This window comes from Pseudomonas sp. PDM03 (assembly GCF_014852385.1).
GTDB lineage: Bacteria > Pseudomonadota > Gammaproteobacteria > Pseudomonadales > Pseudomonadaceae > Aquipseudomonas > Aquipseudomonas migulae.
Genome location: NZ_JACVBM010000032.1, coordinates 32,355 through 46,589 on the forward strand (window position 1 = coordinate 32,355; position 14,235 = coordinate 46,589).

The 14,235-nt window shown below is 60.4% G+C and carries 14 protein-coding genes and 1 pseudogene; 5 read left to right on the forward strand and 10 right to left on the reverse strand.

From position 1 onward, the window contains the following. Positions 1 to 147: 147 nt before the first annotated feature. From IB254_RS28260 to dadA, 5 genes are all read right to left on the reverse strand, one after another. Positions 148 to 561, reverse strand: coding sequence for a c-type cytochrome (locus IB254_RS28260; RefSeq protein ID WP_032828815.1), 414 nt, complete (start codon positions 559 to 561; stop codon positions 148 to 150). Positions 562 to 743: 182 nt separating this feature from the next. Then, the gene (locus IB254_RS28265; RefSeq protein WP_007947433.1) at positions 744 to 1,292 is read right to left on the reverse strand and encodes a cupin domain-containing protein; all 549 of its coding nucleotides are present in this window, start codon (positions 1,290 to 1,292) and stop codon (positions 744 to 746) included. 125 nt (positions 1,293 to 1,417) lie between these two features. After that, complete coding sequence (gene alr, locus IB254_RS28270; RefSeq protein WP_192420689.1) at positions 1,418 to 2,491, reverse strand: alanine racemase; 1,074 nt, start codon at positions 2,489 to 2,491, stop codon at positions 1,418 to 1,420. Between the two features lie 97 nt (positions 2,492 to 2,588). Continuing rightward, complete coding sequence (locus IB254_RS28275) at positions 2,589 to 2,942, reverse strand: RidA family protein (protein ID WP_192420690.1); 354 nt, start codon at positions 2,940 to 2,942, stop codon at positions 2,589 to 2,591. Beyond that, positions 2,914 to 4,218: a D-amino acid dehydrogenase gene (gene dadA / locus IB254_RS28280; protein ID WP_008030556.1), complete on the reverse strand. Its 1,305-nt coding sequence runs from the start codon at positions 4,216 to 4,218 to the stop codon at positions 2,914 to 2,916. The genes IB254_RS28275 and dadA overlap by 29 nt, the downstream gene beginning before the upstream one ends. Positions 4,219 to 4,374: 156 nt before the next feature. Between dadA and IB254_RS28285 the strand changes: the two genes are divergently transcribed. Beyond that, positions 4,375 to 4,863 carry an Lrp/AsnC ligand binding domain-containing protein gene (locus tag IB254_RS28285; RefSeq protein WP_003177284.1) on the forward strand — a complete coding sequence of 163 codons (489 nt, stop codon included), beginning with the start codon at positions 4,375 to 4,377 and terminating at the stop codon, positions 4,861 to 4,863. Between the two features lie 140 nt (positions 4,864 to 5,003). Here IB254_RS28285 and IB254_RS28290 read toward each other — a convergent pair whose 3' ends face one another. Beyond that, positions 5,004 to 5,357, reverse strand: a complete 354-nt coding sequence (locus IB254_RS28290) for a YkgJ family cysteine cluster protein (protein ID WP_007947437.1) — start codon at positions 5,355 to 5,357, stop codon at positions 5,004 to 5,006. 147 nt (positions 5,358 to 5,504) lie between these two features. Here IB254_RS28290 and IB254_RS28295 point away from each other — a divergent pair, with 147 nt between their 5' ends. Beyond that, complete coding sequence (locus IB254_RS28295) at positions 5,505 to 6,797, forward strand: NAD(P)/FAD-dependent oxidoreductase (protein WP_192420691.1); 1,293 nt, start codon at positions 5,505 to 5,507, stop codon at positions 6,795 to 6,797. Positions 6,798 to 6,943: 146 nt separating this feature from the next. Here IB254_RS28295 and IB254_RS28300 read toward each other — a convergent pair whose 3' ends face one another. Next, positions 6,944 to 7,189, reverse strand: a complete 246-nt coding sequence (locus IB254_RS28300; RefSeq protein WP_192420692.1) for a DUF1127 domain-containing protein — start codon at positions 7,187 to 7,189, stop codon at positions 6,944 to 6,946. Positions 7,190 to 7,368: 179 nt separating this feature from the next. On the opposite strand from IB254_RS28300, the gene IB254_RS28305 reads away from it, so the two are divergent. Beyond that, complete coding sequence (locus IB254_RS28305; protein WP_192420694.1) at positions 7,369 to 8,802, forward strand: PLP-dependent aminotransferase family protein; 1,434 nt, start codon at positions 7,369 to 7,371, stop codon at positions 8,800 to 8,802. A gap of 60 nt (positions 8,803 to 8,862) precedes the next feature. Next, the gene (locus tag IB254_RS28310; RefSeq protein WP_192420696.1) at positions 8,863 to 10,431 is read left to right on the forward strand and encodes a phospholipase D family protein; all 1,569 of its coding nucleotides are present in this window, start codon (positions 8,863 to 8,865) and stop codon (positions 10,429 to 10,431) included. Positions 10,432 to 10,539: 108 nt separating this feature from the next. Here the strand turns inward: IB254_RS28310 and IB254_RS28315 are convergent, their stop codons facing one another. Continuing rightward, a complete protein-coding gene (locus IB254_RS28315) occupies positions 10,540 to 11,685 on the reverse strand; it encodes an MFS transporter (protein WP_192420699.1) in 1,146 nt (381 codons plus the stop codon). Positions 11,686 to 11,876: 191 nt separating this feature from the next. Then, positions 11,877 to 13,370, reverse strand: coding sequence for an aldehyde dehydrogenase (locus IB254_RS28320; RefSeq protein ID WP_192420701.1), 1,494 nt, complete (start codon positions 13,368 to 13,370; stop codon positions 11,877 to 11,879). Between the two features lie 249 nt (positions 13,371 to 13,619). On the opposite strand from IB254_RS28320, the gene IB254_RS28325 reads away from it, so the two are divergent. Continuing rightward, positions 13,620 to 13,982, forward strand: a complete 363-nt coding sequence (locus IB254_RS28325) for a cupin domain-containing protein (RefSeq protein WP_008030568.1) — start codon at positions 13,620 to 13,622, stop codon at positions 13,980 to 13,982. A gap of 132 nt (positions 13,983 to 14,114) precedes the next feature. Here the strand turns inward: IB254_RS28325 and IB254_RS28330 are convergent. Next, positions 14,115 to 14,235 (reverse strand): annotated as a pseudogene (locus IB254_RS28330) (integrase core domain-containing protein); the annotation flags it as partial.

Consider the following 14,235-nt stretch of genomic DNA (forward strand, 5'->3'; position numbering starts at 1 on the left):
GCCGGCTTGCTGGCGATGAACGATCACACGGTTTACCTGGTTAACCGCGGCGTCTGGATCGCCAGCAAGCCGGCTCCTACAGGTCCGTGAACAACAGGCACAAAAAAGCCGCCCGGAGGCGGCTTTTTCGCTGACGATGCGGGCGTGTTACAGGCCGGACATCTCTTTGATGGCGCCCTTCAGCTCGTCGTCGGAGCAGTCGGCGCAGGTGCCTTTAGGCGGCATCGCATTGATACCGGTAATGGCTTTGGCCAGGATGCCGTCGAGACCGCCCTGGTGATCGGCGCGTTCTTTCCAGGCTGCCTTGTCGCCGATTTTCGGCGCGCCCAACAGGCCGGTGCCGTGGCAAGCATTGCAATGTTTTGCAATCACGTCTTTAGGTGCCTTGGCACCGCCACCGCCGCCAGAAGCAGCAGCGACTTCCATCCCCTTGCACTCTTGACCCTGAACACAAACTTGGCCAACTGGATCAAGGCGTTTTGCAATATCGTCATTCGTCGCAGCTTGAGCGCTGACAGCCCAAAGGGCCAATACGGTTGCTGGTGCAGCCAGCATTTTCATAATTAGGTTCACGCGTTCACCCTCAATGGTGGCTAGTCACGCCTACGGCCACGGTTCGCAGGCGGGCGCAAGTATAGCGGTAAGCCCGCCGCACTGAAACAACCCCAAAGTCGAAGGGGTCTTGTTGCGCCGCGGAAAAACCCTTCGGGTGCCGCTGCCGTGCTGGCAGGGCGCCTCTTCTCTTAAAAATTCGCTGGCGTGGCTGCGCTGATTAGTCGCGCCGGCGCGTCGAACGGATTACGGAAACGGTGCGGCTTGGTACTTTCAAAGTAGTAGCTATCACCGGCTTCGAGCACAAAAGTTTCCAGCCCGACCACCAGCTCCAGACGCCCTTCCACCAGAATCCCGGTTTCCTCGCCCTCATGGGTGAGCATCTCGTCACCGGTGTCGGCGCCTGGCGGGTAGATTTCATTGAGGAACGCAATGGCGCGGCTCGGGTGAGCCCGGCCGACCAGTTTCATGGTCACTGCGCCATCGGAAATATCGATCAGCTCGTTAGCCTTGTAGACGATCTGAGTCGGTTTTTCCTGCAGGATCTCTTCGGAAAAGAACTCGACCATCGACATGGGAATCCCGCCCAGAACCTTGCGCAGCGAACTGATCGAGGGGCTGACGCTGTTCTTCTCGATCATCGAAATGGTGCTGTTGGTGACGCCCGCGCGTTTGGCGAGTTCACGCTGCGAAAGACCTTTGAGCTTACGGATGGATTGCAGTCGTTCACCGACGTCCAAGCTTGCGCCTCCAGGATTCAGGTTGTAGGAATATTGAGCGTTATCATGGCGACAGCGTTCAGTATTTACAACACTTTGGCCTGAATCCTGTTCGGCGAAGCGACTTCCGGTCCGCGAGGTTCGGGTCAAGCCCCGGAATAGAGCAGCGGAACCCGGCGCAGGTTGCAGAAGATCTGGTAGGGAATCGTGTCCGCGGCTTCCGCTACGGTGCTGGCGAGCACGTTTTTGCCCCACAACTCGACGGTCGAACCCAGCCCGGCTTGCGGTACATCGGTCAGATCGATGCACAGCATGTCCATCGACACCCGGCCGATCAACTGGCTGAGCTGCCCGGCGACCATCACCGGCGTACCGGTCGGTGCGTGACGCGGATAGCCATCGGCATAACCCATCGCCACCACGCCAACGCGCATCGGCTTCTGGGTGATGAACTTGGCGCCGTAACCGATCGGCTCGCCGGCCGGCAGCTCTTGCACGCAAATCACTTTCGATTCCAGGGTCATCACCGGTTGCAGGCGCGAGGCCACGGCATTGGCTTCTTCGAAAGGCGTGGCGCCGTAGAGCATGATGCCCGGACGCACCCAGTCACTCGGGATCTGCGGCCAACCGAGCACTGCCGGAGAGTTGCGCAGGCTTATCTCGGCGGACAATCCCTGACGGGCCGCTTCAAACACGGCCACCTGCTCGGCACTAGCTTGACTGTGCAGCTCATCGGCGCGGGCGAAGTGGCTCATCAACACCACTTTCGCGACCTTGCCGCTGGCCAGCAGCCGCTGATAGCCCGCCTGGTAATCCTTTGGTTGCAGACCGACCCGGTGCATGCCCGAATCGAGTTTGAGCCAGACCGTGATCGGCTTGCTCAGCGCGGCTTTTTCGATGGCTTCAAGCTGCCACAGCGAATGCACCACGCACCAGAAATCATGCTCGACGATCAGCGCCAGCTCGTCGGCTTCGAAAAAACCTTCCAGCAACAACACCGGGGCGCGAATGCCCGCGGCGCGCAGCTCCAGCGCTTCTTCGATACAGGCTACGGCAAACCCATCGGCCTCGGCTTCCAGCGCCTGGGCGCAACGCACCGCGCCATGGCCGTAGGCATCCGCCTTGATCACCGCGAGGGCCTTGGCCCCGGTGAGTTCACGGGCGATCTGAAAGTTGTGACGCAGGGCTTGAAGGTCGATCAGGGCACGGGCTGGACGCATGGCGGCAGGGCTTCTAGGCGGTCATGGGAATAAAAACCGGCGCTGGCTGACAGCGTGAACCGCCAACAGCACCGGGAGAGGGATCTTTCTGACAGGCTTACGGCAGAGCGGCTACAACCGACAGCTCGATCAGGATTTCCGGTTCGCACAGCTTCGACTCAACCGTTGCACGGGCCGGGGCGACGCCTTTTGGCAGCCACTTGTCCCACACCGCGTTCATGCCTTCGAAGTGCGCGTCGATGTCTTTCAGGTAAATCGTCACCGACAGCAAATGGTGCTTGTCGGTACCCGCCATATCCAGCAAACACTCGATATTGGCGAGGGTTTCGCGAGTCTGCTGTTCAATCCCGGCGTTCATGTCGTCGCCGACCTGCCCTGCCAAATACACCGTACCGTTGTGAGCGACGATCTGGCTCATGCGCTCATTGGTGAGCTGGCGCTGGATTGCCATGTTTTGCGGGCTCCTGGACTTTGCTGCCATAACGGGAAATATCGAGGCCTTCTGCACTGATCTGCGGCGTTTTCTTCGCCATCAGGTCGGCCAGCAAGCGACCGGAGCCGCACGCCATGGTCCAACCGAGGGTGCCGTGACCGGTGTTCAGGAACAGGTTGCTGAACGGCGTTGCACCCACAATCGGCGTGCCGTCCGGCGTGGTCGGACGCAGACCGGTCCAGAAACTCGCCTGGGCCAGATCGCCGCCCTGAGGATAAAGGTCGTTGACGATCATCTCCAGGGTTTCGCGCCGACGCGGGTTCAGCGACAGGTCAAAACCGGCGATTTCAGCCATGCCGCCGACGCGGATGCGGTTGTCGAAACGGGTGATCGCGACCTTGTAGGTCTCGTCGAGAATGGTCGAAGTCGGGGCCATCGCCGGGTTGGTGATCGGCACGGTCAGGGAGTAACCCTTGAGCGGGTAAACCGGTGCCTTGATGCCCAGCGGCTTGAGCAACTGCGGCGAGTAGCTGCCGAGTGCCAATACGTAGCGGTCAGCGGTTTCCAGCTTGCCGTCGATCCACACGCCGTTGATGCGATCACCGGCGTAGTCGAGCTTCTGAATGTCTTGGCCGAAGCGGAATTCCACACCCAGCTTCACAGCCATTTCGGCCAGGCGACTGGTGAACATCTGGCAATCGCCGGTCTGGTCGTTCGGCAGGCGCAGAGCACCGGCGAGGATATCGGTCACGCTGGCCAGCGCCGGTTCAACGCGAGCAATGCCGGCACGGTCGAGCAGTTCGAACGGCACGCCGGACTCTTTCAGTACGGCGATGTCTTTCGCGGCGCCGTCGAGTTGAGCCTGGGTGCGGAACAATTGAGTAGTCCCGAGGCTGCGGCCTTCGTAGGCAATGCCGGTTTCGGCACGCAGTTCGTCGAGGCAGTCACGGCTGTACTCGGACAGACGGACCATGCGCTCCTTGTTCACCGCGTAACGGCTGGCAGTGCAGTTGCGCAGCATCTGCGCCATCCACAGGTATTGGTCGATGTCGGCGGTGGCCTTGATTGCCAGCGGTGCGTGGCGCTGCAACAGCCACTTGATGGCCTTGAGCGGCACACCCGGCGCGGCCCACGGCGAGGCATAACCCGGCGAAACCTGCCCGGCGTTGGCGAAACTGGTCTCCATGGCCGCAGCCGGCTGACGGTCAACCACCACCACTTCGAACCCGGCACGCGCCAGATAATAAGCACTGGTGGTACCGATGACGCCGCTACCCAAGACCATAACGCGCATTTTCATATCCCTCATCGCGGCGTGCCGCTGACGTTTGTAGTACAGACCGTAGATGTGGGCAGTTTAAAAAAGATTAGCCAGTGCATTTCACTATATAAGCACCTATATTTGGCGACAATTCTCGGCAAAAACGCTTTTCACGGAGGCGCATCCCCTATGCGTACCAACACTCAGACCAAACGTGAGCTGGACAAGATCGACCGCAACATCCTGCGGATCCTGCAAGCGGACGGGCGTATCTCCTTCACGGAGCTTGGGGAAAAGGTCGGGCTCTCGACCACGCCCTGCACCGAGCGGGTCCGGCGCCTGGAGCGCGAAGGGATCATCATGGGCTACAACGCCCGGCTGAACCCCCAGCACCTCAAGGGCAGTCTGCTGGTGTTCGTCGAGATCAGCCTCGACTACAAATCCGGCGATACTTTCGAAGAGTTCCGACGCGCAGTGCTGAAACTGCCCCATGTGCTGGAATGCCACTTGGTATCAGGGGATTTCGACTACCTGGTGAAGGCGCGGATCTCGGAGATGGCTTCTTATCGCAAGCTGCTGGGCGACATCCTGCTCAAGCTGCCGCATGTGCGCGAATCGAAGAGTTATATCGTGATGGAAGAGGTGAAGGAGAGTTTGAGTCTGCCGATTCCGGATTGAGACTTTGTGGTGTCTGTTCAGGCCCCATCGCTAGCAGGCTAGCTCCCACAGTTGATCTTCAGCGGACACACATTCTGTGCATGACACAGATCCAGTGTGGGAGCTAGCCTGCTGGCGATTACAGGCGACTCGGTCTTCCCTCAGACGAGCACCTGCCGGGTAGAAGCCATGTACTCATGAATCTGCTTCTCCACCCGCGGATGAATCAGCTCCACCGGCCCCCGCCCATTCGGGCACGGCAATGTCTTGGTGGTGCCGAACAACCGGCAAATCAGCGGCCGCTCGTCATACACCGTGCAGCCGTTGGGCCCCAAGTGCACACAGTTGAGCTCATCCATCGCCGCATCCTGCTCGGCGCGGGTCTTGCGCGGCAGACGCGACATTTCTTCCGGCGAGGTGGTCACCGGCCCGCAGCAGTCATGGCAGCCGGGCACGCACTCGAACGAGGGAATCTGCTGTCGCAACGTGCGGATTTTCTGACTGTTGCAGCTCATCGAAACGGTGACCCAAAGCGGACTGGAGCGCGATTCTGACGCAAACGCGCCGATCCAGACAGCCACAACCGACCAGTGTTGCCCGCACCGAAAGGTCCGGCTTATGCTCCGTCAAATTTTCTAAACACAAAAATCAGGATGATGCGCATGAATGCCCGTGCTCAGCACACCGCCTCTTATTACGCCGCCAGCAGCCTGCCGCAGCCCGATCATCCGGTGTTGAAAGGCGAGCTGGTAGCCGATGTGTGCGTGGTCGGCGGCGGGTTTTCCGGGCTGAACACCGCGCTTGAGCTGGCGGAACGCGGCCTCAGCGTGGTGCTGCTCGAAGCGCACAAGATTGGCTGGGGCGCCAGCGGCCGTAATGGCGGGCAACTGATTCGCGGCGTCGGTCATGGGCTCGATCAGTTCGCCAACGTGATCGGCACGGACGGCGTGCGTCAGATGAAACTCATGGGCCTGGAAGCCGTGGAAATCGTCCGACAGCGCATCGAGCGTTTTCAGATCCCTTGCGACCTGACCTGGGGTTACTGCGATCTCGCCAACAAACCCCGCGACCTGGAAGGTTTCGCCGAAGACGCCGAAGAACTGCGCGACCTCGGCTACCGCTACGAAACCCGATTGCTGCAAGCGCATGAGATGCACAGCGTGGTGGGTTCCAATCGCTACGTCGGCGGCCTGATCGACATGGGTTCGGGCCATTTGCACCCGCTGAATCTGGCATTGGGCGAAGCCGCCGCTGCGCAGCAACTGGGCGCCAGACTGTTTGAGCAATCGGCAGTGACCCGCATTGATTACGGCCCGGAGGTGAAGGTCCATACGGCTCAAGGATCGGTTCGCGCAAAAACCCTGGTGCTGGGCTGCAACGCCTACCTCAACCAACTCAACCCCGAACTCAGCGGAAAGGTGTTGCCCGCCGGCAGCTACATCATCGCCACCGAACCCTTGAGCGAAGAACAGGCGCATGAACTGCTGCCGCAAAACATGGCGGTATGTGATCAAAGGGTTGCGCTGGATTACTACCGACTCTCGGCGGATCGTCGCCTGCTGTTTGGCGGTGCGTGCCATTATTCAGGTCGCGACCCCAAAGACATCGCTGCGTACATGCGGCCGAAGATGCTTGAGGTGTTCCCGCAACTGGCCGGCGCAAGGATTGATTATCAGTGGGGCGGGATGATCGGCATTGGCGCTAATCGATTGCCGCAGATCGGTCGGCTGAAGGACCAGCCGAACGTGTATTACGCCCAGGCTTATTCAGGTCACGGCGTGAATGCCACGCATCTGGCGGGCAAGTTGTTGGCCGAGGCGATCAGTGGTCAGCAGGGTGGCGGGTTCGATCTGTTTGCCAAGGTGCCGCATATCACCTTCCCCGGCGGGAAGCATTTGCGCTCGCCGTTGTTGGCGTTGGGGATGTTGTGGCATCGGCTTAAAGAGTTGGTCTGAGGGATTTGTGGCGTCAGTGATGACGCCTTCGCAGGCAAGTCGGGTCGCCGCACCGCTCGCTCCTACAGTTGAACGCACATCCTGTAGGAGCGAGCGGTGCGGCGACCCGACTTGCCCGCGAATGGATCTAATAAACACCACAAACCTCAGATCCGCCAGAAAGGCTTGAGCCCCTCCTCCCGCGCCTGTTCCCGGCTCAACCCGACATCCCCCAATTGCTCCGACGTCAGTTCCAGCAACGCCTTGCGCGTGTGCAGACGATGCCAGAACAGTCCCCAGCGACTCAGGCCCGACGGTGCGTTGCGCATCAACGCCTCGCGCGTACCGTTGATTTGCCCTGCCGCCAGTTCCTGACTGCGTAACGTCAGCCGCACATCGCTCAAGCCGTTCATTTTGATTGCTCCTGTTTACTTGGGTAGCCAGAGCTTTCATGATGCGCGGACGGCGAAAAGCATTACAGATTCAACCAACCTGTATTAACTCCATACAGATTTGCCGTTTTAGCCTCTGAATTACATTTTTTTGCCCGATCTGTACTGGTCAACCGAATCACTCACACCGAGACTGCGCCATGACCCTTTACGTCAACCTCGCCGAATTGCTCGGCACGCGGATCGAACAGGGCTTCTATCGCCCCGGCGACCGGCTGCCGTCGGTGCGGGCATTGAGCGTCGAACACGGGGTCAGCCTGAGCACGGTGCAGCAGGCCTATCGGGTGCTGGAAGACAGTGGCCTGGCGATGCCGAAACCCAAGTCCGGCTATTTCGTCCCGGTCAGCCGCGACTTGCCGGAACTGCCGGCGATTGGCCGTCCGGCGCAACGTCCTGTGGATATCTCGCAGTGGGACCAGGTGCTGGAACTGATCCGCGCGGTGCCGCGCAAAGACGTGGTGCAACTGGGCCGCGGCATGCCGGACATCACCACGCCAACCATGAAACCGTTGCTGCGCAACCTCGCGCGCATCAGTCGGCGACAGGACATGCCCGGCCTGTATTACGACAACATCCACGGCACCCTCGAACTGCGCGAGCAAATCGCCCGCCTGATGCTCGACTCCGGCTGCCAACTGACCGCCAACGACCTGGTGATCACCACCGGCTGCCACGAAGCGCTGTCCACCAGCATTCGCTCCATCTGCGAGCCGGGCGACATCGTCGCAGTGGATTCGCCGAGCTTTCACGGCGCCATGCAGACGCTCAAGGGCTTGAACATGAAAGCCCTGGAAATCCCCACCGACCCGCTGACCGGAATCAGCCTCGATGCGCTGGAACTGGCCCTGGAGCAATGGCCGATCAAGGCCATACAGTTGACCCCCAACTGCAACAACCCGTTGGGCTACATCATGCCGGAATCGCGCAAACGCGCGTTGTTGACGCTCGCACAGCGGTTCGATGTGGCGATCATCGAGGACGATGTGTATGGCGAACTGGCCTACAACTACCCGCGACCGCGCACGATCAAATCCTTCGACGAAGACGGCCGCGTCCTGCTCTGCAGCTCCTTCTCCAAAACGCTGGCACCCGGCCTGCGCATCGGCTGGGTTGCACCGGGCCGCTATCTGGAGCGAGTGCTGCACATGAAATACATCAGCACCGGCAGCACAGCGCCGCAACCGCAGATTGCCATCGCCGAATTCCTCAAGGCCGGCCACTTCGAGCCTCATTTGCGGCGGATGCGCACACAATACCAGCGCAATCGCGACATCATGATCGATTGGGTCAGCCGCTATTTCCCCGCTGGCACCCGCGCCAGTCGGCCGCAAGGCAGTTTCATGCTCTGGGTCGAACTGCCCGATGGCTTCGACACCCTGAAACTGAACCGCGCCCTGCATGACCAAGGCGTACAGATTGCCGTCGGCAGCATCTTTTCGCCCTCGGGCAAATACCGCAATTGCCTGCGGATGAACTACGCTGCCAAGCCAACACCACAGATTGAAGACGCGGTGCGCAAGGTTGGCGCGGCGGCAATCAAACTGCTGGCGGAAAATGAGAACTTCACTGACTGACCTTTAGCCGAGATCCAGCGTCCATATGTCGACACCTGCCGCCAATCGGACCGATCCCACGTGAGAGTCAGACAGCCCCTACTCGCTCTTCTGCTACTCGCCTCGCTCATGGGCGGTTGCGCCAGTCTCGATGTTCAACGCGAACCGAGCCAGGCGCTGCCGGCCAGCGACTCGGCATTCGGTCGATCAATCCAGGCCCAGGCCGCGCCCCATGAGGGCAAGTCCGGCTTTCGTCTGCTGTCCAATAGCGGCGAAGCGTTCATGGCCCGTGCCGAGCTGATCCGCAACGCCCAAAGCAGCCTCGACTTGCAGTACTACATCGTCCATGACGGCATCAGCACACGGATGCTGGTGGACGAACTGCTCAAGGCCGCCGACCGTGGCGTACGCGTGAGAATCCTGCTCGACGACACCACCAGCGATGGCCTCGACTGGATCATCGCCACGCTGGCGGCGCACCCGCAGATCCAGATCCGCCTGTTCAACCCGCTGCACCTGGGCCGCAGCACCGGCGTGACGCGGACCATGGGGCGGTTGTTCAACCTGTCGCTGCAACACCGGCGCATGCACAACAAGCTGTGGCTGGCGGACAACAGCGCCGCCATCGTCGGCGGTCGCAACCTGGGGGACGAGTATTTCGATGCCGAGCCCAACCTGAATTTCACCGACATCGACATGCTCGGCGTCGGTCCGGTCGCCGAGCAGCTTGGCCACAGTTTCGACCAGTACTGGAACAGCGCGCTGAGCAAGCCGATCGATGAATTCCTGTCGAGCAAACCGACGCAAAAGGACCTGCAAAATACCCGCACGCGTCTGGAAGAATCGCTGGAAGAAACACGCAAGCAGAATCACGCGTTGTATCAGCGGCTGATGACTTACACCACAAACCCGCGCATGGACACTTGGCGCCGGGAGCTGATCTGGGCCTGGAACCAGGCGTTGTGGGACGCGCCGAGCAAGGTTTTGTCAGACGGCGAGCCCGATCCGCAATTGCTGCTGACCACGCAGTTGGCGCCTGAGCTGAACGGTGTCAGCAAAGAGCTGATCATGATCTCGGCTTACTTCGTACCGGGCCAGCCAGGGCTGGTTTACCTGACCGGCCGCGCCGATGCCGGGGTCTCTGTCAGCCTGCTGACCAACTCACTGGAAGCCACCGACGTCCCGGCGGTGCACGGCGGCTACGCGCCCTATCGCCGGGCGTTGCTGGAACATGGCGTGAAGCTGTACGAATTGCGCCGCCAGCCCGGTGAAGGCGGCGGCAGCGGACCGCATATTTTCTACAGCAAGTCCTACCGTGGCTCCGATTCGAGCCTGCACAGCAAGGCGATGATCTTCGACCAGCAGAAATCCTTCATCGGCTCATTCAACTTCGACCCGCGCTCGCTACTGTGGAACACCGAGGTCGGGGTGCTGGTAGACAGCCCCGAACTCGCTGTCTATGTGCGCAAGGCGGCGCTGGAAGGGATGGCGCCGCCTCTGAGTTATGAGGTGAAACTGGAAAACAATCAGATCGTCTGGGTGACCGAAGACGACGGCAAAATGCACACATTGACCGAAGAACCGGGAAGCTGGTGGCGCCATTTCAATGCATGGATGAGCACCGCCGTGGGACTGGAGAAGATGCTCTAACCCACAATAAACACCCCCTGTAGGAGCGAGCCTGCTCGCGATGGTGTGTCAGTCAAACCTATGTGGCTGACACACCATCGCGAGCAGGCTCGCTCCTACAATTTGGTTTCAGGCAGGCTCGGCCACCGTGCCGAACGCACCTTGGCGCGACAGCAAAATCACCAGCCCAAACGCACCGGCCGCCATCAACAGCGGCAACGCGTGACCGCTGATCCACTGACTACCGGCGCCAGCCGCCAAAGGCCCGACCAGGCAACCAACGCCCCACAACTGCGCGATATGCGCATTGGCCCGTACCAGCGCATCGTCGCGATAACGCTCGCCAATCAGGATCAGCGACAAGGTGAACAAGCCCCCGGCACTGGCGCCGAACAGCACCCACAATGGCCAGATCAGCAACGTGTCGATGAGCAATGGAATCGCCAGGCTCGAAAGCATCAGCACCACAGCGCAACCGGTGAACAACGTGCGTCGCGACAAGCGATCCGCCAGTGCGCCAATCGGTAATTGCAGCAAGGCATCGCCCACCACCACAGTGCTGACCATCGCCAACGCGATTTCCGTGGTAAAGCCCTGGCGCAGGCAATAGACCGGCAGCAAGGTCAGGATCATCGCCTCGAACGCCGCGAACAGCGCCACGCCCCAGGCAATCGCCGGCAGACCTCGGCAGAAGCCCCACAAGTCGCTGAAAGTCACGCTGCAGGCTTCGCTGGTCGGCGCACCGCTGCGGCCGAGCAACAGGAACGGTGCCGCCGTGAGCAAACCGACCCCGACCCAGAATCCATAATCGTGCTCAGTCCCCAGAACACCCAACAACAAAGGCCCAGCCAGCTGACTCAGCGCATAGCTGCTGCCATACAGCGCCACCAACCGGCCACGCCATTGCTCGACCACCAACTGGTTGATCCAGCTTTCACCCAAGATAAAGACAAGGGTCAGGATCACCCCGATCATCAGCCGCAGCACCAGCCACACCGGATAACTCGGCAACAGCGCCAGCAAACCGATGGAGGCCGCCCCGGCCCACAGGCACAAGCGCATCAGATTGGCCGTGCCTAGCCGCGCCGCCAGATGGCTGGAAATCTTCGCCCCCAGCAATACGCCAATCGCCGGCATCGCGGCCATTACGCCGATGGCGAACGAACCGTAACCCCAGCCTTCCAGGCGAAACGATACCAGCGGCATGCTGACACCCAGGGCCAAGCCGACACTCAAGACAGACGCCAACACGGCGAAATAAGTCGCCCAACGCATGTTCCACGCTCCTGTGGATATTATTTTTCGCAGACAACACAAAACAAATGTGGGAGCGAGCCTGCTCGCGATGACGGAGCAACATTCAACATTTTCGTCGACTGTTACACCGCTATCGCGAGCAGGCTCGCTCCCACAAGGGATCTGCGTCGATCGGGAGGCCTGCTCTGCAGCTGCCTCCCTTTAACGGCTTACAACTTGATCCAGGTCGCCTTCAGCTCGGTGTACTTATCGAACGCATGCAGCGATTTGTCACGACCGTTGCCCGACTGCTTGAAGCCACCAAACGGTGCGGTCATGTCGCCGCCATCGTACTGGTTGACCCACACGCTACCGGCACGCAAGGCCCGGGCGGTCAGGTGAGCCTTCGAGATGTCCCTGGTCCACACGGCTGCAGCCAGGCCGTAAGGCGTGTCGTTGGCAATCGCAACGGCTTCTTCGGCGGTATCGAAAGCGATGACCGACAATACCGGGCCAAAGATTTCTTCCTGGGCGATTTTCATCGCGTTGCTGACGCCGTCGAAAATCGTCGGCTCAACGTAGGTACCACCGGTTTCCTGCAGCGTACGCTTGCCGCCAGCAACCAGTTTGGCGCCGTCGGCGTGGCCGGATTCGATGTAGGACAGCACGGTGTTCATCTGTTGGGTGTCCACCAGCGCGCCGACGTTGGTCGCCGGGTCCAGCGGGTTGCCTGGCTTCCAGCTTTTCAGGGCCTCGATCACCAGCGGCAGGAATTGGTCCTTGATCGAACGCTCGACCAGCAGACGCGAACCAGCGGTGCAGACTTCGCCCTGGTTGAAGGCGATGGCGCCCGCAGCCGCTTCGGCAGCTTCCTGCAGGTTCGGGGCATCGGCGAACACGATGTTCGGACTCTTGCCGCCGGCTTCGAGCCAGACGCGCTTCATGTTCGATTCGCCCGAGTAGATCAGCAGCTGCTTGGCGATCTTGGTCGAACCGGTGAACACCAGCGTGTCGACATCGTTGTGCAGGGCCAGGGCCTTACCGACCGTGTGACCGTAGCCCGGCAGCACGTTCAGCACGCCTTTCGGGATGCCGGCTTCAACGGCCAGCGCAGCAATGCGGATGGCGGTCAGCGGTGATTTTTCGGATGGCTTGAGGATCACCGAGTTACCGGTGGACAGCGCCGGGCCGAGTTTCCAGCAGGCCATCATCAGCGGGAAGTTCCACGGCACGATGGCGCCGACAACGCCGACCGGCTCACGAGTGACCAGACCCAACTGATCGTGCGGGGTCGCGGCGACTTCGTCGTAGATCTTGTCGATAGCCTCACCGCTCCAGCTCAGGGCTTGCGCCGCGCCGGGAACGTCGATGTACAGGGAGTCGCTGATCGGCTTGCCCATATCCAGGGTTTCAAGCAGGGCCAGCTCTTCGGCGTGCTGTTTCAGCAGGCCGGCGAAACGGATCATGGTGGCTTTGCGTTTGGTCGGCGCCAGGCGCGACCAGGCGCCGGAATTGAACGTGGCGCGAGCGTTTTCAACAGCGCGCTGGGCGTCGGCGGCGTCACAGCTGGCAATCTTGCCCAGCAGACGGCCATCGACCGGGCTGATGCACTCGAAGGTCTCGCTGGAGACGGCATCGGTGTATTCGCCATTGATGTAGGCACGGCCTTCGATCTTCAGATCGCGAGCCCGTTGTTCCCAATCGGCACGAGTCAGGGTGGTCATTCGAGTGTCCTCCTCTTATTGAATACGAGCGCCCCGCGTTCTTCGCGGACGTCCCCAGGAATTCTGCCCAGCCAGCCTGCAATTCGGCCGAAGGCAACCGTCACCCTAAACCAGTGGCCGGGGTTGTTTCAATATATTTGACATAAGGTCGGTAAACGGCCTTGCGGTGTTCATTTTAATAAACATAGACTTTGGGCTTTCCAGCCATCTTTCCAGCCACTCGCGCCGCAATCACGGGGGATAACAATAATGAGCATCCAGAATATCGTCGATTTTAGCCAAGCCACTACCGAGCCCGAGCGTTACAGGCCGGACCCGGCGAAAATCTTGAAGGGCGACCCCGAGCAAGTGGTTTACAACCACTACAACAGCCCGTGCGGCCAGTTGAATGCTGGTGTGTGGGAAGGCGCTGTCGGCCAGTGGACGGTGAACTTCACCGAGCACGAATACTGCGAAATCGTTCAGGGTGTTTCAGTGCTGCGTGACCTCGACGGCAATGCCAAGACACTGCGCGTGGGTGATCGCTTTGTGATCCCGGCAGGCTTTCGTGGCACCTGGGAAGTGCTGGAGCCGTGCCGCAAGATTTATGTGGCGTTTGAACAGAAGGCCTGACGACTTGCGTTGTTCGGGCCGGCCTCATCGCGAGCAGGCTCGCTCCCACAGGGATCTATGTCGATCACAAAACCTGTGGGAGCGAGCCTGCTCGCGATGAGGCCCTGACAACCAACGCAAAACCTTCAGTGTCTAGTCCTGAAATAGGTTTACACCTGTTTCATCCCAGCGCCCGATGCATCGCATCGGGCGTTTTGTATTTCAAAGACTGGTGCGGACGCTCGTGGTTGTAGATCGATATTGATTCACTCAC

What these genes read in the sequence shown, in the direction of transcription:
- IB254_RS28260 (WP_032828815.1), bottom strand. Translation starts at nt 561, where the DNA reads ATGAAAATGCTGGCTGCACCAGCAACCGTATTGGCCCTTTGGGCTGTC.
- alr (WP_192420689.1), bottom strand. Translation starts at nt 2,491, where the DNA reads ATGCGTCCAGCCCGTGCCCTGATCGACCTTCAAGCCCTGCGTCACAAC.
- IB254_RS28275 (WP_192420690.1), bottom strand. Translation starts at nt 2,942, where the DNA reads ATGGCAATCCAGCGCCAGCTCACCAATGAGCGCATGAGCCAGATCGTC.
- dadA (WP_008030556.1), bottom strand. Translation starts at nt 4,218, where the DNA reads ATGCGCGTTATGGTCTTGGGTAGCGGCGTCATCGGTACCACCAGTGCT.
- IB254_RS28285 (WP_003177284.1), top strand. Translation starts at nt 4,375, where the DNA reads ATGCGTACCAACACTCAGACCAAACGTGAGCTGGACAAGATCGACCGC.
- IB254_RS28290 (WP_007947437.1), bottom strand. Translation starts at nt 5,357, where the DNA reads ATGAGCTGCAACAGTCAGAAAATCCGCACGTTGCGACAGCAGATTCCC.
- IB254_RS28295 (WP_192420691.1), top strand. Translation starts at nt 5,505, where the DNA reads ATGAATGCCCGTGCTCAGCACACCGCCTCTTATTACGCCGCCAGCAGC.
- IB254_RS28300 (WP_192420692.1), bottom strand. Translation starts at nt 7,189, where the DNA reads ATGAACGGCTTGAGCGATGTGCGGCTGACGTTACGCAGTCAGGAACTG.
- IB254_RS28305 (WP_192420694.1), top strand. Translation starts at nt 7,369, where the DNA reads ATGACCCTTTACGTCAACCTCGCCGAATTGCTCGGCACGCGGATCGAA.
- IB254_RS28315 (WP_192420699.1), bottom strand. Translation starts at nt 11,685, where the DNA reads ATGCGTTGGGCGACTTATTTCGCCGTGTTGGCGTCTGTCTTGAGTGTC.
- IB254_RS28320 (WP_192420701.1), bottom strand. Translation starts at nt 13,370, where the DNA reads ATGACCACCCTGACTCGTGCCGATTGGGAACAACGGGCTCGCGATCTG.
- IB254_RS28325 (WP_008030568.1), top strand. Translation starts at nt 13,620, where the DNA reads ATGAGCATCCAGAATATCGTCGATTTTAGCCAAGCCACTACCGAGCCC.